The sequence below is a fragment of the Paucilactobacillus kaifaensis genome (genome assembly GCF_005405145.1).
GTDB lineage: Bacteria > Bacillota > Bacilli > Lactobacillales > Lactobacillaceae > Paucilactobacillus > Paucilactobacillus kaifaensis.
In genome coordinates, this window is record NZ_BJDM01000005.1 from 38,401 (window position 1) to 57,489 (window position 19,089).

The 19,089-nt window shown below is 32.0% G+C and carries 19 protein-coding genes; 17 read left to right on the forward strand and 2 right to left on the reverse strand.

From position 1 onward, the window contains the following. Nucleotides 1–174 precede the first annotated feature (174 nt). A complete protein-coding gene (locus FFM51_RS03815) occupies nt 175–1,071 on the forward strand; it encodes a YihY/virulence factor BrkB family protein (RefSeq protein ID WP_137597308.1) in 897 nt (298 codons plus the stop codon). A 33-nt stretch (nt 1,072–1,104) separates the two neighbouring features. On the opposite strand, the gene FFM51_RS03820 is transcribed toward FFM51_RS03815, so the two are convergent. Continuing rightward, nucleotides 1,105–1,344, reverse strand: a complete 240-nt coding sequence (locus tag FFM51_RS03820) for a DUF2922 domain-containing protein (RefSeq protein ID WP_137597309.1) — start codon at nt 1,342–1,344, stop codon at nt 1,105–1,107. A gap of 27 nt (nt 1,345–1,371) precedes the next feature. Next, a complete protein-coding gene (locus FFM51_RS03825; RefSeq protein WP_137597310.1) occupies nt 1,372–1,578 on the reverse strand; it encodes a DUF1659 domain-containing protein in 207 nt (68 codons plus the stop codon). A 162-nt stretch (nt 1,579–1,740) separates the two neighbouring features. On the opposite strand from FFM51_RS03825, the gene recX reads away from it, so the two are divergent. The 16 genes from recX to FFM51_RS03905 all read left to right on the forward strand — a co-directional run bounded on the left by recX (nt 1,741) and on the right by FFM51_RS03905 (nt 19,084). Further along, the gene (gene recX, locus FFM51_RS03830) at nt 1,741–2,541 is read left to right on the forward strand and encodes a recombination regulator RecX (RefSeq protein ID WP_137597311.1); all 801 of its coding nucleotides are present in this window, start codon (nt 1,741–1,743) and stop codon (nt 2,539–2,541) included. Between the two features lie 27 nt (nt 2,542–2,568). Then, nucleotides 2,569–4,320, forward strand: coding sequence for a hypothetical protein (locus FFM51_RS03835; RefSeq protein ID WP_137597312.1), 1,752 nt, complete (start codon nt 2,569–2,571; stop codon nt 4,318–4,320). 244 nt (nt 4,321–4,564) lie between these two features. Next, on the forward strand, nt 4,565–6,280 hold the full coding sequence (locus FFM51_RS03840) for a GH25 family lysozyme (protein WP_137597313.1): 1,716 nt from the start codon (nt 4,565–4,567) through the stop codon (nt 6,278–6,280). A gap of 371 nt (nt 6,281–6,651) precedes the next feature. Then, on the forward strand, nt 6,652–7,584 hold the full coding sequence (locus tag FFM51_RS03845) for a glycosyltransferase family 2 protein (RefSeq protein ID WP_137597314.1): 933 nt from the start codon (nt 6,652–6,654) through the stop codon (nt 7,582–7,584). A gap of 12 nt (nt 7,585–7,596) precedes the next feature. After that, on the forward strand, nt 7,597–8,244 hold the full coding sequence (locus FFM51_RS03850; RefSeq protein ID WP_137597339.1) for a sugar transferase: 648 nt from the start codon (nt 7,597–7,599) through the stop codon (nt 8,242–8,244). Between the two features lies 1 nt (nt 8,245). Continuing rightward, a complete protein-coding gene (locus FFM51_RS03855; protein WP_137597315.1) occupies nt 8,246–9,463 on the forward strand; it encodes a hypothetical protein in 1,218 nt (405 codons plus the stop codon). Beyond that, nucleotides 9,460–10,101 (forward strand): YveK family protein, encoded by a 642-nt coding sequence (locus FFM51_RS03860; RefSeq protein ID WP_137597316.1) that lies wholly within the window; start codon nt 9,460–9,462, stop codon nt 10,099–10,101. The genes FFM51_RS03855 and FFM51_RS03860 overlap by 4 nt, the downstream gene beginning before the upstream one ends. A gap of 12 nt (nt 10,102–10,113) precedes the next feature. After that, a complete protein-coding gene (locus tag FFM51_RS03865; RefSeq protein ID WP_137597317.1) occupies nt 10,114–10,881 on the forward strand; it encodes a DUF4422 domain-containing protein in 768 nt (255 codons plus the stop codon). 20 nt (nt 10,882–10,901) lie between these two features. After that, nucleotides 10,902–11,891, forward strand: a complete 990-nt coding sequence (locus FFM51_RS03870) for a glycosyltransferase family 2 protein (protein ID WP_137597318.1) — start codon at nt 10,902–10,904, stop codon at nt 11,889–11,891. Continuing rightward, complete coding sequence (locus tag FFM51_RS03875; RefSeq protein WP_223875889.1) at nt 11,888–12,898, forward strand: Stealth CR1 domain-containing protein; 1,011 nt, start codon at nt 11,888–11,890, stop codon at nt 12,896–12,898. Before FFM51_RS03870 ends, FFM51_RS03875 begins: the two co-directional genes overlap by 4 nt. Nucleotides 12,899–12,944: 46 nt before the next feature. Then, a complete protein-coding gene (locus FFM51_RS03880; protein ID WP_137597319.1) occupies nt 12,945–13,850 on the forward strand; it encodes a glycosyltransferase family 2 protein in 906 nt (301 codons plus the stop codon). Between the two features lie 25 nt (nt 13,851–13,875). After that, the gene (gene glf, locus FFM51_RS03885; protein ID WP_137597320.1) at nt 13,876–14,997 is read left to right on the forward strand and encodes a UDP-galactopyranose mutase; all 1,122 of its coding nucleotides are present in this window, start codon (nt 13,876–13,878) and stop codon (nt 14,995–14,997) included. A gap of 3 nt (nt 14,998–15,000) precedes the next feature. Next, on the forward strand, nt 15,001–16,422 hold the full coding sequence (locus FFM51_RS03890; RefSeq protein WP_137597321.1) for a flippase: 1,422 nt from the start codon (nt 15,001–15,003) through the stop codon (nt 16,420–16,422). Nucleotides 16,423–16,501: 79 nt separating this feature from the next. Beyond that, on the forward strand, nt 16,502–18,025 hold the full coding sequence (locus FFM51_RS03895; RefSeq protein ID WP_137597322.1) for a prepilin-type cleavage/methylation protein: 1,524 nt from the start codon (nt 16,502–16,504) through the stop codon (nt 18,023–18,025). Nucleotides 18,026–18,047: 22 nt separating this feature from the next. Beyond that, nucleotides 18,048–18,536 (forward strand): acyltransferase, encoded by a 489-nt coding sequence (locus FFM51_RS03900; RefSeq protein WP_137597323.1) that lies wholly within the window; start codon nt 18,048–18,050, stop codon nt 18,534–18,536. Nucleotides 18,537–18,553: 17 nt separating this feature from the next. Further along, nucleotides 18,554–19,084, forward strand: a complete 531-nt coding sequence (locus FFM51_RS03905; protein ID WP_349720519.1) for an acyltransferase family protein — start codon at nt 18,554–18,556, stop codon at nt 19,082–19,084. Nucleotides 19,085–19,089: the final 5 nt, after the last annotated feature.

Genomic DNA, 19,089 nt, shown 5'->3' on the forward strand with positions numbered 1-19,089 from the left:
CTACGTGCGTGGTATTTTTGTTTGGATTGGACTTGTTTTTTGCGTTTGCCGAACACGTTTGGTCTATGAAAAAAATCACAAAAGACGTTTTTGTACCCAAATTGGTATCAGTACCAAGCTTCGTGTATAATCAAAAAGAGATTAATTAATGATATAACTTGAAAGGAACAAGCTATGAGACAGTCTGCATTCAACAAAGTGAGCATTTTCTTTAAAGTGTTCTTCAGACATTATGGTATGGCAGAAGTTTCATCATCGGCCATTGTACTGGCGTATTACTCATTATTATCGATTTTTCCAGCTGTCATTATGGTTGGAAATATCTTGCCATTAGTGGGGCTGAATGCTAACACTGTTTTAAACTACCTATCAACGGCTATGCCAAGTACTGTTTATAGTTTTATCAAGCCATTAATTTCAGACTTTTTGCGCAATGGAAGTGGCGGATTGCTGTCAATCGGTGCAATTGTGACATTATGGTCAACTAGTCAGGCTGTTGCAGCATTTCAACGAAGTGTCAACCGAGCATATGGGGTGGCCCATAACCAAAATGCGATTGTTAATCGAGTAGTGTCGTTCGTTTGGATGATTGTAGTAATTGCGATTATGGCGGCCATAATTGTTTTTTTTAGTATTGGTCAGCTATTATTAGAGCAGTTACAACCAATTATTCATATTGACATGAGCTTAATTAGCTTTGTGGCATCAATTAAATGGCCGGTCACTTTTGCCGGATTGTTTATCATGTTGTGCTTGCTGTACTACTTTGTGCCCAATGCAAAGGTTAAGCTAAGATATGTATTGGCAGGATCGCTGTTGGCCACATTTCTATGGATGATGTTGTCACAAGTGTTTTCATTGTACACACATTTGTTTGCACGAACAGTAACCTCTTACAAAACGGTTGGGGTATTTATTGTGCTCATGATTTGGTTGGATTTGTCGGGGATGATTGTTATGATCGGTGCGACGTTAAACGCCACCGTTCAGACGTTGTTTGAAGGAAAAATTGATGAAAAGTCGCGGCCGTTGGAACATGTCATGCGGCGGATTAAACGTAGCAACAAATAAACCCCACTTCAATTAAGAAGTGGGGCATGTTAGTTACACGGCAGGAGTTGTTTCTTCTGCGGTATAGACAGGTGTAACGGTTGTTTCAACATACTTACCAGAAACTGGTTGGGCATAGATCTTTTCGCCGTTAGAAACGAACAGATCGAGAGCAGCCAATTGATCCATGGTATTTTTAACAGTCTTCGCGTCTAGATTATCATTAGCATATGCTAACTTTAAGGTATGCGCTTTTCCCAGACTGCCTTTAAATGTTAAGTTAAGTGATTTCATATTTTATTCATCCTTTCGAAATTAGGTTTACTTAGGGTCTAGTTGATGTGAAACAGTAACAATGGCATTGTCGAATTTATCTGGTGAGATGGTTTCCAGCAATGCACCGAGTTGTTGAATTTGTTCATCATTTGCATCTTCAGGCAAGTGACTGAAAGTACGAGCGATCCCTTTTTCGTGGCCTGCACCCACCATCATTAATTGCACTTTAGCGTTGGTAAATGTTCGAATCATATTAAAAACTCCTTTTAGTTTATTTGGTAAGTTGCGGCCGCGCCTTACCTCGTTAATAACGAAATGGAGACAGAAAAGTAAACCAAACGAGAAAAACTATTTCCAAAGCAACTATCCAGGCATATAATCATTGTTGATGTGTCAGCTATTAAGGAGCAAGTAATGACCAAAAAAATCACTAAAATTGAAACACAGAAACGACCAGGGCGCTATAACATTTACTTGGAGCAAAAATACGCTTTTTCCGTTAGTGAAAGTGTATTGATTAACTTCCAGCTTGCAAAAGATATGGAAATTGATGATCAGCTTCAAAAAATGATTCTGGCTGATGATGACGTGGCGAAAGCCTACAATAAAGCACTAAATTATTTAGCGCACCAACTTCGTGCTGAGAGTGAAGTGATTACAAAACTCAAAGAGTTGGAATTAGACGATGGTGTGATTGACGAAGTCATGCAAAAACTCCGTGAGCAAAAATTGATAGATGATCAAAACTATGCGGAAAGCTATGTCAGAACGATCATGCTGACATCAGATAAGGGGCCGAGTGTAATTCGGCAAAATCTACGTCAGAAAAAAATTGGTGAAAATTTGATTGATCGAGCCTTGGAACAATATCCGGACGATAAATTGCTTGAAAATGGGACCAAATTAGCAACTAAGCAATTGAAACACTATCATCATTTCCCAGTCAAAGTGCGTCTTCAAAAGGTACGTCAGTCAATGATGACTAAGGGATTTAAGGGTGATTTAATCACTAAAGTTTTGGATAATATTACCATTGAAGATGATCCGGATGAAGAGTGGGAAGATTTGGATGTTCAAGCACAGAAAATCTGGCATCGAAATCGAAAATATGACCTTCGTGAACGAACAATGCGGACAAAGCGAAGCTTGTTTGGGAAGGGGTATCAGATGGAACAAATTAATCGGTGGATCGAAGAACAATCTACAAATCATTAAATATTAATCTATTGGAGAGTTATGATTTTGAGAAATTTAAAAATTTTTTTAGGTAAGAAAAATATTGATGTTCTAATAATTTTATCTGCAATTGCAATAGTTATAATGTTACCCCAGATATATAATCATGCCATAATTCTTGGCGGTGATACACTTTTTCATATGAATAGATTTTATGAAACGTATCAGCAAATTAAGACTGGAAATTATAGTTATTTTCAATCACTATATGGATTTAGTGGGTCTGCAAGAATAGTAAATGCGTTATATGGTCCTTATTTGGCATATCTGATGGGTTTTCTATTATTAATACTTAAAAGCTGGTTTAAATTTCAAATTGTAACGGGCTTTTTTTTACTTTTTATTTCAGGATTTACAATGTTTGAATTGGCAAGAAAAGTTTTGATAGAAAAGCCAATCGCACTCGTAATGTCGGCTATGTACATGTGTACCCCATGGGTTGCAAGTGGATCTTTCACTGCTGTTGGGGCGTCACTATTTCCACTAGTGGTAATGGCTGGTGTTTCTATGTTAGATGATAATAATTCAGTATCGATCATTAAACTTTCCTTTTTGATCTCCATTCTAGTTCAAGTGCATATGTTTACCAGCTTTTTAGCTATTTTAGTACTTATACCATTTTTTTTAGTTGGTTTAATCGTAAACAAAAATAAGGTTAAATTAGCATCAAAAGTGATTATATCTGCTATTATTACAATTTTTTTAACTAGTAATGTATGGTCTTCGATGCTGGAAGTTATGGGTAGCAACGAATTGATAACTGTGTTTCCAAGCGAAATGGAAAAATCAGTTATGCATTTTTCTGATATAAAGTTTGGATTGATGGATTATGGAATGTATTCAATTGTTTTTTTGTTCATTTTAATAAGAACTATTATTTTGTGGCGTAAAATCAATGTTTTGGAAAAAACTATTAATTCTGTTGGAATGTTTTTCTTGTTACTATCAACATCCTTTGTTCCTTGGAGATTTCTTGAGCATCATTTTTATTTTCTCCGTTCCTTCGTTCAATTTCCGCATAGGTTTTCGGTAGTTGTTTTTACATCTTTAATATTAGGATTTGGCATTGTTCTTAATGATACTGAAATGTTTAATAAAGTTAAATTTGATAAATATGCAAAAATCATCTGTTTAACATTTTTGTCATTATTAGTGATAAATGCAAATGGAATTTTCGAGTCAGTTTCCCAGTATTGGAACACGGACAAGCCATTTTCATCCGCTGCCATGCCTTTAACGAAAAGCGCGAATACTATTAGAAATGCTTTTAAAAATTCAAAAAATCTCGGGAGCGGGTTTAATTATCTGGCTAAGGTTAATCCAGATTACTTGCCATCAAAAAGAAAGTATATTGCAGATGCAGATTCATACAATCGGTTAAATCCTTATGAACTCTATTATGAACAGATAAGTTTGAATAAAGTAAAACTTAATCGACATATAGCAAAAAACGGCAAGCTAATTGTAAGCTGGGATAATAAAGGAAAAAATAAATTTATACAATTACCTATTTTTAAATATCGTAATAGCAAAATGTACATTAATGGGAAAAGAGCATCAAACAGTAATATTAAGATTTCAAAGATAGGTGCTGTTACGGCTTATTCTCACGTTGGAGACAATAAGTTAGTAACTGAATATAAGTCAAGCAAATTAACAAGATTATTGATGCTTATGAACTATACAAGTTGGGGGATATTTTTGATTGCTGTTTTTTTCATTTATTTGAGAAAAATCGTGAAACACAATAATAAATAATTTTGTTCATTAATTTGTTTAAACTTAAAGTGATTAGTTTATTTAATTAGTGGTTAAACCAATGCTGGCTACTACAATTTTAAATTATAATAGATATAAATTCTTTCTTTGAAAGTGAATATCTTTTATAAAGACATAATATTAAAAATTAAGTCAAATGAAATGAATCTGTAATCATTTATTGCATTATCTTATGATAATATAAAGGTCATAATTAATGTTATAAAAAACAGGAGGAGTAAATGTGAAAGAGGAGATAAATTTTAGTAAAATTAAGTCTTGGTTGAGCTGGTCATCGGTCTCATTAGCTGTAATTTCGCTCGGAATTGGGTTATCAGTGACAGATAATGTTAATGCTGATAGTTATGCCAGTGAAGTTACACCAAGTAGTACTGCAAGTTCCAACAGGAATGTGGGATCTGAAGATAGCGATGTGTCTGCAATAAGCTCTGCCAATGCAACTTCAGTATCATCAGATAATAATGATGTAAGTGCTACTGATCCAGCAAATTCTAGCAACACTGACTCATCTCAAAATATTCCTTTGAATAGTGAAACCGAGGTATCTGGTGATTCTACTGATGCGAATACAAATACCAATGATTTAGGAAATGCTAGTGATATTGAAGTTAAAGCTACCAAAGTAGCGGCAGAGAATCAATATGCTATAACTGGGAATGCACAAACAATAACTAGAGTTGACGCAACAGTTTCCCCGGATAAAGATGGTTGGGTTAGTGAGTTTGGAATATCGTATTTTTATAAAAATGGAGAAAAAGCGAATGGATATCTAAACGATGGATCCAATTGGTATTTATTTAAAGATGGTATTCGACAAAGTGACGTGCAAAAGTGGGCTGGAACATTCTATTATTTCAACCATAATACGTATTTACGTGTTGATAATGCCTATGTTAAGTCTAACTGGGGTAGTTATTATTTATTTGGATCCGATGGGCGTATTCAAACAGGCGTACAAAAATGGGCAGGCAGTTATTACTATTTTGATAAAAAGACCTATTTAAAAAGAGTTAATGCCTATTTAAAGTCACAGTGGGGAGATTATTATCTATTTGGATCCGATGGACGTATTCAAACGGATGTACAAAAGTGGGCAGGTACTTATTATTATTTTGATCATCATACTTTTTTACGCGTTGATAATAAATATGTAAAATCAAATTGGGGTAATTGGTATCTTTTTAAATCAAATGGACGAATTGCATCTGGATGGTTCAAATATGGCTATTCAAGCTATTATTTTAATCCAAGGACTTACTTATTACAGAAAGTTGTTTCTAGCAAAGTCAATGGCGGAGTCGATGGATGGACAATTGGAGATCCAATGAGACCGAGAGTAACTGCAGTTGATATTGCTTCGTACCAATCAGGCTTAACTCAAGCTAATTATAATACTTTAAAATCGCTTGGTGTGAAAACCGTGATTGTTAAATTAACAGAAGGAACAACTTACAATAATCCTTACGCAGCTACTCAAATAAAAAAAGCTCAGAATGCTGGGTTGAATGTAGCTGTTTATGATTATACTAAGTTTAACAGTACGAGTTCTGCAGCTAGTGAAGCAAAGTATATGGTTACATATTTAAAAAAGTATGGTATTTCTAAAGATGTAACGATTATTGCCGATATGGAGGATACTGCTACATATAGCAGCAGTTGCGCTAAAAATTTGAATCAATTTTGGTCAACATTAAATTCAAGTGGGTATACTAACCATGTTGTTTATACCTACGTTTCATATAAGTATCGTGATGCTGTGGTTTCTACTGTCGGAAAGGGTAAAACATGGATAGCTCAGTACCCTTATTCTCCGCTGGTCAATACAAGTTGGAATAGCTCTTATGGTGCATGGCAAGTTAGTTCTCAAGCGTATATGCCAGGTTACGGTAGCAATATAGATGTTTCAGTTGATTATAATGGACTCTTAGCTAATATGTAGGATCTATAAAAGCGACAAACTGCAATCAGCAGTTGTCGCTTTTAATTATAATTACGTAAATTATGTAGAGACTGGTTTATAACCTTGTACTTAAAATGATATATTTTTAAATTATGCATGTTCTAATTAACGGCTTTAAAATATATTTTTAGTTACATGCATAATGGTCATTTATTTGACTATTTTGAGATTTTAATTGTCCAAAAAATAAATTCATTATATTTTAAGATATAGTTCGAATATTCACATTTAGAAGATCGTATCTACCTTAAGTTTAATTTAAAGCTAAATTTAAAAAAATTAACTTTTTAAATGTTTTGTTTACTGGTATCATGGAACTCGAGCGTTTAATTTTGAGAGGTATGCTTAGAATGAAAAAGTTATCAATTATTGTACCGTGTTTTAATGAGGAAGAAACTATTCCCATTTTTTTTGAAACAATTGATAAAATTATTAACAGTATGAATGATGTCGTTGCGGAATACTTGTTTATTGATGATGGATCTAGTGACCGGACTATAAATGAGATTCACAAACTCAATATGGAGCATCCAGCCGAAGTTCACTTTGTTTCGTTTTCTCGGAATTTTGGTAAGGAGTCGGCCTTATATGCTGGGCTAAAAGAAGCATCAGGAGATTATATAGTTGTAATGGATGTTGATTTGCAGGATCCTCCAGAACTATTACCTAAAATGTATGAATATTTGAAAAATGAAGAGTTTGATTGTGTAGGTACGCGTCGAACGAACCGAGAGGGAGAGCCGCCAATTAGATCTTTCTTTGCTAATCAATTCTACAAATTAATTAATTCAATTTCCAGTACTAATATTGTAAATGGTGCGAGAGATTACAGAATGATGACACGTCAAATGGTTAATGCTATATTATCGGTTACTGAATATAATCGTTTCTCAAAGGGGATTTTTAGCTGGGTTGGTTTTAAAACTAAATTTATTGAGTATCATAATATAGAAAGAGTAGCTGGAAATACTAGTTGGTCTTTTTGGAAACTGTTCAAGTATTCTCTTGATGGAATAATGGACTTTTCTGAGGTTCCATTGTCAATCGCTTCGTGGACTGGAGTCCTCTCGTTTATTAGCGCGGTAATAGGGTTAATATTTATCGTAATTAGGGCTATTATGGTACCCGCAAGTAGTGTATCTGGGTGGGCATCATTGACATGTATAGTTCTATTAATTGGAGGCTTACAATTGTTGTGTTTGGGTATTGTTGGAAAATATATAGGTAAGATTTATTTACAAAGTAAAAATCGCCCTATTTATATAGTGAAGGAAAAGAAATAATTGGAATTAAGGATGCTGAATGTGAAAATTGATAGTGAAAAGTTAAATAAGCAATTTGTCTATATTATCATAAAAAGGATATTTGATTTTTGTGCTTCTTTAGTAGGTTTAATTTGTTTGAGCCCATTATTTTTGATTTTAGCAGTATTAATAAAATTAGATGACCCAAAAGGTCCAGTCTTTTATTCACAAACAAGAGTTGGTAAAAGTAGTGTTAAATTTAGAATGTTTAAATTCAGGTCGATGGTAACTAATGCTGATGAGATTCGACAGAGTTTAATTAGTCAAAATGAAGTTGGTGGTCCGATGTTTAAATTAAAACATGATCCGCGTATTACTAGAGTAGGACGAATAATTAGAAAATATAGTCTTGATGAGCTTCCCCAATTAATAAATGTTGTTAATGGAACAATGAGCTTAGTTGGCCCACGTCCGCCTTTAGTTTCGGAAGCTGAAAAATATTCATCGTTTGATGATCAAAGATTATTGGTAAAGCCTGGCTGCACAGGAATGTGGCAGGTTGGTGGAAGAAATGATGTGGACTTTGATGAAATGGTAAGGCTTGATCTTGACTATATTTCGCATAGATCAGTATGGCTGGATTTAAAAATCATTTTTAAGACAGTTTTTATTATGATTAAACCTAATGGTGCATATTAAAATGGAAATAAGAGAAAATAGGTTAAATAAATTTATCAATGATATTTCTCAGTTGAAAATAAATTCAAGAAATATCTACCTTGTTGCTTTTACTCTATACTTAAGTGTTGCTTTTTTGAAGACTACCATGGTCACTGATTACTTATCGACCCATCTATTAAATTACGGTGCGTACTTGGCAATGAGTATCCTTTTTTTTAAGTGGATGTTTTTTTCTAGATTCACTAAGTGGCAACTAATCTTAGAAGCTCTTATTTTTTTATTTTCTGGAATATCATGGATCAAATCTGGAGATCCTTTAGCGTTTTATATGACGACACTTGTAATAACTGCTAAAGGTTTAGATTTTGAGGAAATTTTGAAATGGTATGTCATACTAGCAACAATAATACTTGTATTAATTGTTTTGTTGTCAGAGTTAGATGTAATTAGGAATCTTTCATATCTGAGAATGGGGCATATTAGATATGCTTTTGGAATAGTCTATCCAACTGATTTTGCTTCGCATGTATTTTATCTTTTGCTAGCATATTGTTATTTGTGGTTCCATTCACTAAATTATAAACATTATTTGATATTGTTTATAATCGCTGGGTTGATTTACTATTTTACCAACGCAAGGTTAGATACTATCTTAATTCTAGCAATTATTCCGACTATGATTATTGCTAGAAAAAAACAGTATACTAATTTTGATTCACATGGTATTTTAAATTATAGTTGGATGACTACTGGGATCATAGCATATTTAGCCATTATGGTTTCTGTATTTTACAGCACAAATGGGCCATTAGTGTTAATTAATAAATTAATATCTTCCAGGATTTCGCTAAGTCATAGTGGCTTTATAGATTATGGAGTTTCTGTTGTTGGGCAGGCAGTTAAGGAATATGGGTGGGGAGGAGCCAAAGGCTTTCGTAATTTTAACGTTGGCGGTCAACTTCATCAGTACTTTATGCTTGATTCATCCTTTATTAGATTATTGTTGATTTATGGAATTGTTTTATTTTTATTGATCATTACTGCTGTTTCATATACGGCACTTAGGGCAATTAAAATAGGGAACTTTGCGTTGGTTGCGGTTTTATTTTTGGTAGCTTTAAGCTGTTTAATAGACCAACATATGCTGGAATTGGCTTACAATCCCTTTTATATTTCAATTTACGCAAGTGTTGAAACTGCATCATATTTAGATAAGAGAGTAGGAATAACATCATGAATCATTCATACACATTAATGGATTTTTTTAAATTAGTTTTAAAGCACGTTATAACTATAATTGTTTTTGCACTTATTTTTGGAGTATTACTGGGAGGATATGCTAAGCTAAAACAAACAACAACTTATAGCGCTCGTAGATCTATGGTTATTGGCCATAATGTTGATAAAGTTAATGCTAGAGATAAGAACTCGCGTGTTTTAGCCGATATGCAGATGTTAAATACTTATGCTAAAGTTGCAAATGATCAATCGGTTTATACTAAAGCAAAAAATATTCTAGCGCATAAATACAATTTAAAAATGAGTACAAATGAAATTATGAAGTCGGTCAAGGTTAGTACAGAGCCACAGACTCTTATTTTAAACGTTGAGGCATCCAGCAAAACTGAAAAGAAGGTTACAAAAGTTGTAAATGCAACAAGTATTGCAATTAAGGATGAATTACCAAATTTAGTTGATAATCCTGGAAAAATTAAGTTATTATCTCCTGCAGTGAATTCTGATTTAAAAAGTAAAACAGGTCCCTCAGCAAAAAAATATACAGTGCTCGGATTGGCAACAGGATTATTTGTTGGATTAGTAGTTGTCTTTGGGCGATATACAATTTTGGATACAAATGAATCTAAAAGTAAGTAGGGTGGTTACCATATGGATGTTAAAATTTTAGTTGCAGCGCATAAACCGTATAAAATGCCTAGTGATAAACAATTATATTTGCCAATATATGTTGGTAAGGATTTACATTCCGGTAATGAAATTGATGGATATATAGGTGATAATACTGGAGACAATATTTCTAGTAAAAATGGTTCTTTTAATGAGTTGACAGCAATTTATTGGGCGTGGAAAAATTTGAAGGCTGATGCTATAGGACTCGACCATTATAGGCGATATATGAGTATGACAAAGAAAAAAGATATTAATACAACTCTGAACAGAAGTCAGATTGATGAACTATTTAAAAATCATGATATTATTCTTCCAAAGAAAAGAAACTATTACATTCAATCTAATTACAACCACTATATTCATGCCCATCATAAGGAACCGCTTGATATGGCAGCTAAAATAATTCAAGAGAAATATCCTGAATATTTGGGATCTTTTGAAAAGATTATGAAGAAAAAATCTGCACATATGTTCAATATGTTTCTTATGAAGAGGGCTAAATTTGATGAGTATTGTGACTGGATGTTTGATATTTTATTTGAATTAGAAAATAAAACAGATGTAACTTCTTATTCTAAGTATGAACAGAGAGTGTATGGATTTGTAAGTGAACTATTATTAGATGTATGGTTGGACAAAAATAAATTTAGTTATTATGAAGTTAATTTTGTTCATATGGAAAGTCAGCACTGGATTAAAAAAGGTATTTCATTTTTGACTAGAATCTTAAAGAAACCTGAAAACTAATACATTGAGGTAAACTTTAGATGAATGAATTAATTAGTGTTATCATTCCTGTATATAATGTAAAAAAATTTTTACAACAGATAATAAATGATCTAGAAAATCAAAATTTTGATAATTTTGAAGTTTTGTTGATCGATGATGGATCTACGGATGGTAGTGGATCGTTATGTGAAAATATTTGTAAAAAGTCACCATTATCTATACACGTAGTTCATCAAAAAAATCAAGGATTGTCTTCTGCAAGGAATACAGGAATCAATCTGGCCGTTGGAAAATATTTCACATTTATTGATCCTGACGATAGAATTGCTCCTAATTTTTTGTCTTATTTAATTAAACTAATAGAAAAATCTGATTGTTTAATGTCTGCATGTTCTCACTTGATAGTCAGAGGTAATAGAAGAAGTTTAGGCGTTGATAATGCCACTAATTATGAAGTTGTTTCTGCATATAGGTTCATCGAGGGACTTTTATATCACAGAAGATTTGATACTTCGGCATGGGCTAAAATGTTTCACAGAAGTTTATTTGAGACAATTAAATTTCCGGAAGGAAAATTATATGAAGATTTAGCTACTATCTACAAATTAGTTATTAAAGCACAGAATGTATGTGTTGGTAATGAAGCAAACTATTTTTATTTGATTAGAGATGAATCAATTACGAATACCACTTTTTCTGATAAACAACTGGATTTTATTGATGTTACTCAACGGATGAAAACTGAAGTTGACCGTGTTTTTCCAACCTTGTCAGATGCTACTGCTGAGAGACTCACGTTTTCATATATAAGTACGCTGACTAAGACTTTTAATAGTGTTGAAAATTCCGAATTAAATGATGTACAGCGGAAATTAGTTGCGTTCATAAATAAAAATAAAAAAAGCATTCTAAATAATCACATGAGCATGTTAAGAGATAGATTAAGTGTGTATCTTTTAACATTTTTTGGATTATTTGGCTTTCGGCTATTGTGGAATTTATACGAGCGTGTTAGGAGAATTTTATGATGAAAATTGACATAGTACTACCATGGGTGAATGGTGAAGATAGATCGTGGTTAGAAAAAAAGAATCAATACAGAATTAAAAACGATGATGAAATTGAAGGTGAAGAAACGCTAGAAGAATTAAATGGGGTGGAAAAGTATCGTGATTCTGGCACATTAAAATATGTGTTAAGATCGATTTTTAAATTTGCACCTTGGGTTAATCATATTTATTTGATAACTGATCATCAGATTCCAGATTGGATTAACGTGAAATATCCATTAATAACAATTGTAAATCATGAGGATTTTATTCCAACTCAGTGGTTACCAACATTTAGTTCTAATGCAATTATTTTAAATAGTTTTAGAATTAAAAATTTAAGTGAACATTTTATTTTATTTAATGATGACATGATTTTAAATGACCAAGTTGAGCCAGGTAATTTTTTTACTAAAAAGGGTTTACCGGTAGATATTGGTATCTACTCTGTTATTCCTAGCTTTGAAGATTTTTCACATATGATTTTAAACAACACTATTGTTATCAACAAATATTTTAATAAGTGGTCTGGAATAAGGGCAAATTTTTTTAGTTTTTTTAACGTTAAGTATGGAAGGAGTTTATTGCGTTCTTTTTTAGCACTTCCTTGGCATGGTATAACTGGATTCTATAATCCACATATGCCAATATCTTACTTAAAAAGTTCGTTTGAAATAGTGTGGGAATATGAAGAGAAATGGTTGTCAGAGACATCTTCTCATAAATTTAGGGCAAGTTCAGATTTAACTGATTGGGTTGTTAGATATTGGCAATTACAGTCCGGAAAGTTCAAAGCAGGATCAATTAATTTTGGTAAATATTATTTACAAACCCAGACACATGAAATCATTAAGGACTTGAACGATAGTAAGCATAAAATTATTTGCATTAATGATACGCCAATGACTAAAAACGGAGAGATTGATACAAAAATAAAATATGCGTTAGAGAGCAAATTTGATTTTAAATCAAAATTTGAAAAGTAGGCATATTTCGGTTATGTATACATAAACGAATAGAATAGGTGAAATTATGCAAAGTAATAAAGTTTGTGCTGTTGTAGTGACTTATAATAAATTAGATCTTTTAAAAAAATGCGTTAGTCAGTTATATTCACAAACATTTCCACTTTCACATTTAGTAGTGGTTGATAATGCCAGTACTGATGGCACACAAGATTATTTAAACCAAATAGCAAGTTCTTATAATAACATTGTTACAGTTTTTTTAGATAATAATATAGGTGGCGCGGGTGGCTTTAATGCTGGGTTAAAAGAGTATGTAGAGTTAAATGATGATTTTGTTGTGATACTTGATGATGATTCAATATTAGAAAATAATTGTATTGAAAGCTTTATGAATAAAAAAAATAGTTTGCCAGAATTTGGATTTCTCTGTAGTAATGTTAGATGGAAAGATGGCACAGCTTGCTTAATGAATGTTCCTAAGGTCTCTGAAGGAAAATGGAGTGACTACATTGAGAATGGAATTGTTAAAATTGATACATGTTCGTTTGTTTCAGTTTTTATTCCAAAGGATGTTGTAGTTAAAGTTGGATTTCCAATTACTGAATTTTTTATTTGGGGTGATGATTTGGAATATACGGACCGAATTAATCGTTGTTTCAAAGAAAGAGAAAATTATTTAATTGCTTCAAGTAAAGTTATTCATGAAATGAAAGAAAATATTAATGTTGATATAATTAATGATTCTGAGGATAGATTACAAAGGTACTATTATAGATATCGTAACCTTAACTACGTCAGTCGTAAGCAAGGGTTGAAAGCTAGTTTAAAGTATATTATAAAGTCACTTTTAACGGTTTTTAAAATATTTAGAAGCGACTCTCAGCACAAGGTTAAACGTTGTGGTATCTTAATAAGAGGATTATTTCGTGGATTTGTTTTTAATCCAGAAATAGAAGTTGTTGATAAATAGAATCAGTTGTTTGGGGGTAAGAATAGTGAATAATTATGATTATTTAGTGGTTGGATCCGGATTATTTGGTGCGACATTTGCTTATGAGGCTGCTAAGCGTGGCAAAAAGATCAAAGTAATTGAAAAACGTGATCATATTGCTGGCAACATTTACACAAAGGAAGTTAGCGGCATCCAAGTACACGAATATGGTGCACACATATTTCACACAAGCAATGAAGAAATTTGGAATTATATTAATCAGTTTGCTAAATTCAACCGATATACTAATAGTCCAGTAGCTAACTTTCATGGTGAGATATATAACATGCCATTTAATATGAATACGTTTAATAAAATGTGGGGAGTAGTTACACCTGCTGAAGCTCATGCTAAAATTGAGGAGCAACGTAAAGAAATGGCCGGCAAGGAGCCAACCAACCTTGAAGAACAGGCTATTTCTTTGATTGGGCGTGACATTTATGAAAAATTAGTTAAAGGTTATACGGAAAAGCAGTGGGGACAAAAGGCTACCGATTTGCCTGCTTTTATTATTCGACGTTTACCGGTACGACTAACTTATGATAATAATTATTTCAATGATACTTATCAAGGAATTCCAATTGGCGGATACACGCAAATTGTTGAAAAAATGTTAAAAAGTGACCTCATTGATGTTGAAACAGGTATTGATTTTTTTGACCGCAAGGATGAATATTTACAGGAATATCCCAAGGTGATTTTTACTGGAATGATAGATCAATTCTTTGACTATCAGCTGGGCGAGCTAGAGTATAGAAGCTTACGTTTTGAGACTGAAGAGCTTAATATTAATAACTATCAAGGTAATGCAGTTGTTAACTATACAGATGATGATACACCGTATACACGTATTATTGAGCATAAGCACTTTGAGTTTGGTCAAGGTGATAAAAATAAAACAATTGTTACACGTGAATATCCTCAAGCTTGGCACCGTGGTGATGAGCCTTATTATCCCGTTAATAATACTTTAAATAATGGATTGTACAAAAAATATAATAAATTGGCTGCTCAAGTTCCTAATGTGGTATTTGGTGGACGGCTAGGTCAGTATCGCTATTACGATATGCACCAGGTAATTCACGCAGCATTAACTACTGTTCTACGGGAGTTTAGTGATAAATAAATTATGAAAGTTATAAAAAATTATCTTTATAATATGAGTTATCAAATTTTAGTTCTACTTGCTCCGTTGATAACAGTCCCTTATGTAGCACGTGTTTTGGGGTCACATGGAGTTGGTGTAAATTCTTATACTAATTCTTGGATTACATTTTTTCTTTTGCTGGGACAGATGGGAATTGCATTATATGGTAATCGAGAAATTGCATACCATAGGGATAATAAGTTAGATAGATCTAAAATTTTTTGGGAAATAGAAATTCTACAAGCACTGACAATTATGTTTGCCTATGTGGTTTTTTTGATTTTTCTTTTTAGGTTCAGCCATGCACAACGACCTTTTTTCTTAATTCAATCACTTTTGATTGTTGCAGGAGGGTTGGACGTGTCTTGGTATTTTATGGGAATGGAAGATTTTAAAAAAACAGTTTTAAGAAATGCTGTAATTAAAATTGTTTCCATTGCTCTTATTTTTGCTTTGGTCAAAGGACCAGATGATTTAGGAAGATACATTCTTTTGTTGGGTATGTCTCAAGTTGTTGGGAACCTAACTCTTTGGCCCTATCTTAAAGAGAGTGTTCAATTTATTAAAATTAGCATTCTAAGACCTTTTAAACACTTTTATCCTGCACTATTATTGTTTATTCCAACAATAACCACACAGGTTTATCTGGTGGTTAATCGCATTATGTTGGGGCGACTTGATAGCATTATTGCTGCTGGACAATTTGATTATGCAGATAAGATAACTAAGCTAGTTTTAGCTGTAGTTACTGCCACAGGATCCGTAATGTTACCACATATTGCACATAAGTTTGCGGATGGTGACGTCCGAGGAATACGGCAAAGTTTATATAATTCATTTGATTTTGTTACGGCACTAGCCGTACCTATGATGTTTGGATTAGCGGCTATTTCGACTAGCTTTGCACCTTGGTTTTTGGGAAATGAGTTTGCTCCAACTGCAAAAATTATGTTTATTGAATCTCCAGCTATTGTTTTAATTGCATGGAGTAATGTAACTGGAACCCAATATTTAATGCCAGTAAATCGTGTTAAGGAGTTTACAGCATCGGTGGCTGTTGGAGCTGCTGTGAATATTGTTTGCAATCTATTCTTAATTGAGGTTTTTGGTGCTAATGGAGCTGCATTGGCAACTGTTATTTCTGAATTCGTAGTTACAGCATTGCAGATTTATTTTATCCGAACAACAATACGAAGACGACAGTTATTTAAGTATACATGGAAGTATATTGTGAGTGGTGGGGTGATGTTTATTGTGGTATATCGATTAAATAGTATGATGCACATGAATTTAACTAACTTAATAATTCAAGTTATAATTGGTTCGATTATTTATATAATCTGTATTTTTTTTACTGGAGCGCCGATTATTGCCCAACTAAAAAATTTTGTTAGTAAAAAATAAATCTATCCGTATCCAGCTAGTAAAAAATATTTGATTAATAATATTTTCGGTTGTAAATAAATGCTAGGAGTATTAAAGAATGTATAAACATAGAATTAGCTCGATTTTTTGTATCATAGTTACTTTAATCATTTTTTTGTTAATTTTATTAACGTTACAATCAAATCCATTTGCTCAAATAATGCCATATCATGATTCATCAATGTTTCTATATTTTGGAAGCGGAATCGAACACGGTCTGGTTCCTTATACAGATATGTTGGATCATAAAGGTCCAATATTATTTATGATTAATTTTTTTGCTAATATTATTAATCCGATTTTCTTTAATCACGGATTATTTATTTTCGAAATAATTTTTTTAGTGCTGGATTTTTATTTTCTATATAAAACATCTAAATTATTAATTAATAGTGATCATGTATTTGTCTGTTCTCTTTTTATAATGGCTCCGTTAGTTACCATTACTTTTGGATATGGAAATTATTCTGAAGAGTACGCACTTACTTTCATTATTATAGCCTTGTACCTATTTACAAAACTTTTTTTTCAAAATGGTTCTTTAAGTTCAACTAGTCTTTTTATGATTGGCTTTTTGGGTGCATTAACCTTTTTTATACGACCAAACATGATTATGCTGTGGGTTGTATGTTGTATTGCGTTATTGGTAGCTGGTTTTTTTTCTATAAAAAAGAGTTTGTTAGGTAGACAGACTTTTTGGATTTTTTTAGGTGGACTATGTGTTACGGTTATAGTTGCGGTTTATGGAATTGTTACTAATTCTTTAAAACAAATGATTAGTAGCTCCATCATTTTGAATTTTTCTTATGCTGGATCTTCTTTAAGTGAAAAGTATACGACCGCAAAGTATTTTATTAATGTGCTTTTACATAACAATGTGGGATTTGTAATTGCTTTTTACTTAATATACTTAATTATTGAATATAGAAGCTTTTCACGAAAAGCCAAGGTATATAATCTACTTGTTTTTTTTATAGCTGTTTTAAATTTCCTAACAGTTATACTGTCTGGAAGACAGTATAATCATTACTTGATTACAGAACTTCCATATTTATTTATTTTTTCTCTATTTGCTCTAAATTTTATTTACGAAAAATTAACTAATTTAAAACATTTAAATTTAATTACTATGATTATAATGCTCGCGTTTATTACTCCATTTGTGCAAATATTTAAGCAGGAAATATCATATGTTAATCTGGAAACAAAAAGTAGCTATGAATTTAAGGAAAGCTATTTAAAAGTTTCTTCATACATAGCGAGTAACACCAATAGAAATGATGAAATATACGTACATGCTATAGATGCTAATATTTATCTACAAAGTAAACGTTTTGCAAATTCAAAATTATTTGTTTTACCATCGCTAGATTACACAAAGTATAGTTATCTTTCGTCTTATTTCGAAAGAAAAATGAAGAAGAACCCACCTAAATATATAGCAATTTCGAATATTGTCTATGAATCGGATCATCAAAATAACAAGCGAATGAACAAATTTATGTATACTATACTTAAAAAAAATTTCAATGAAGTAAAAAAATTTAAAAACAACGATATTCTTTTGTTTAAACTTAAGTAACGGTTGGGAGAAGTAAACTCATATGGGAAAAAATAGATTTATATATATTGATATTGCAAATATAATTGCAACTTTTTTTGTGTTGGAACTGCACTCGTCTCAAGCCTTTTTCTATATTAAAAGTGGCACCAATTTGTATTTACAAACAAAACTAATTCAAGTTATATTTATTCCCGCAGTTTTACTTTTTTTTATGATATCAGGGGCAATGTTATTGGATTATCGTAATCGACAGTCTACTTCTATGTTTTTAAGAAAAAGGTTCTTTAGAGTTGTAATTCCGTTTATTTGCTGGAGTATCTTATGGTATGTTTTTGATATTTTTTGGACAGCTAATCCTGGCCCAATGAGACATACTGATCCCAGTGTAGTTGATTTTATACAAGGCATGATTTTAAATAATATTAATAATATTTTTTGGTTTTTTTATGTCATAATTGCTTTATATCTAGTTACACCAATTTTTTCCCAATTGGCAATTGCAAAAAAAATAATCTTTTATTTGCGATAGTTTGTGTTTATTTTATAGTGAATGGTGTTTTATTGTATTTTAATGGACTTTTTAATATTAATATTGACTTGTCTAACGTTTCGCAACCGTTGTTGAGTTCTTCGTATTTGGGCTACTTTTTAATTGGATACTTGATTCATAAAAACTATTTCGGTATTAAACAGGAAAATTGGTTTATGGTTATGGGATTAATTGCTTTGATTATTTGTGTAGTGTCAGCATTAATTTGGCCTGATGTAAAAATAACCTCAACCACAGGAGCGACAGTTTTTTTATATTCAGTTGGATTGTTAGTTGGTATTAAAAGATTTGCTAATAAAATTAGTTTTAATATATTGTGGACAAAAGTATTAGCAATGATTGCAGGCACTAATTTAGGAGTTTATTTAGTTCACCCTTTTTTTATTAAACTGTTCGATAAACTATTTTCTATTAATGAAAATGACTGGTTTCATATTTATATTTTTCCTTTTTTGATTTATGCTGTATGTATTGTATTTACGTTAGTATGTAAAAAAATACCAATCATAAAGAATATTTTCCCTTAGAAATA

Coding starts and splice junctions, on each gene's coding strand:
- FFM51_RS03850 (WP_137597339.1), top strand. CDS start 7,597: ATGCTGAATGTGAAAATTGATAGTGAAAAGTTAAATAAGCAATTTGTC.
- FFM51_RS03865 (WP_137597317.1), top strand. CDS start 10,114: ATGGATGTTAAAATTTTAGTTGCAGCGCATAAACCGTATAAAATGCCT.
- FFM51_RS03900 (WP_137597323.1), top strand. CDS start 18,048: ATGGGAAAAAATAGATTTATATATATTGATATTGCAAATATAATTGCA.
- FFM51_RS03820 (WP_137597309.1), bottom strand. CDS start 1,344: ATGAAATCACTTAACTTAACATTTAAAGGCAGTCTGGGAAAAGCGCAT.
- FFM51_RS03880 (WP_137597319.1), top strand. CDS start 12,945: ATGCAAAGTAATAAAGTTTGTGCTGTTGTAGTGACTTATAATAAATTA.
- FFM51_RS03815 (WP_137597308.1), top strand. CDS start 175: ATGAGACAGTCTGCATTCAACAAAGTGAGCATTTTCTTTAAAGTGTTC.
- FFM51_RS03870 (WP_137597318.1), top strand. CDS start 10,902: ATGAATGAATTAATTAGTGTTATCATTCCTGTATATAATGTAAAAAAA.
- FFM51_RS03845 (WP_137597314.1), top strand. CDS start 6,652: ATGAAAAAGTTATCAATTATTGTACCGTGTTTTAATGAGGAAGAAACT.
- FFM51_RS03825 (WP_137597310.1), bottom strand. CDS start 1,578: ATGATTCGAACATTTACCAACGCTAAAGTGCAATTAATGATGGTGGGT.
- FFM51_RS03875 (WP_223875889.1), top strand. CDS start 11,888: ATGATGAAAATTGACATAGTACTACCATGGGTGAATGGTGAAGATAGA.
- FFM51_RS03860 (WP_137597316.1), top strand. CDS start 9,460: ATGAATCATTCATACACATTAATGGATTTTTTTAAATTAGTTTTAAAG.
- recX (WP_137597311.1), top strand. CDS start 1,741: ATGACCAAAAAAATCACTAAAATTGAAACACAGAAACGACCAGGGCGC.
- FFM51_RS03890 (WP_137597321.1), top strand. CDS start 15,001: ATGAAAGTTATAAAAAATTATCTTTATAATATGAGTTATCAAATTTTA.
- FFM51_RS03855 (WP_137597315.1), top strand. CDS start 8,246: ATGGAAATAAGAGAAAATAGGTTAAATAAATTTATCAATGATATTTCT.
- FFM51_RS03895 (WP_137597322.1), top strand. CDS start 16,502: ATGTATAAACATAGAATTAGCTCGATTTTTTGTATCATAGTTACTTTA.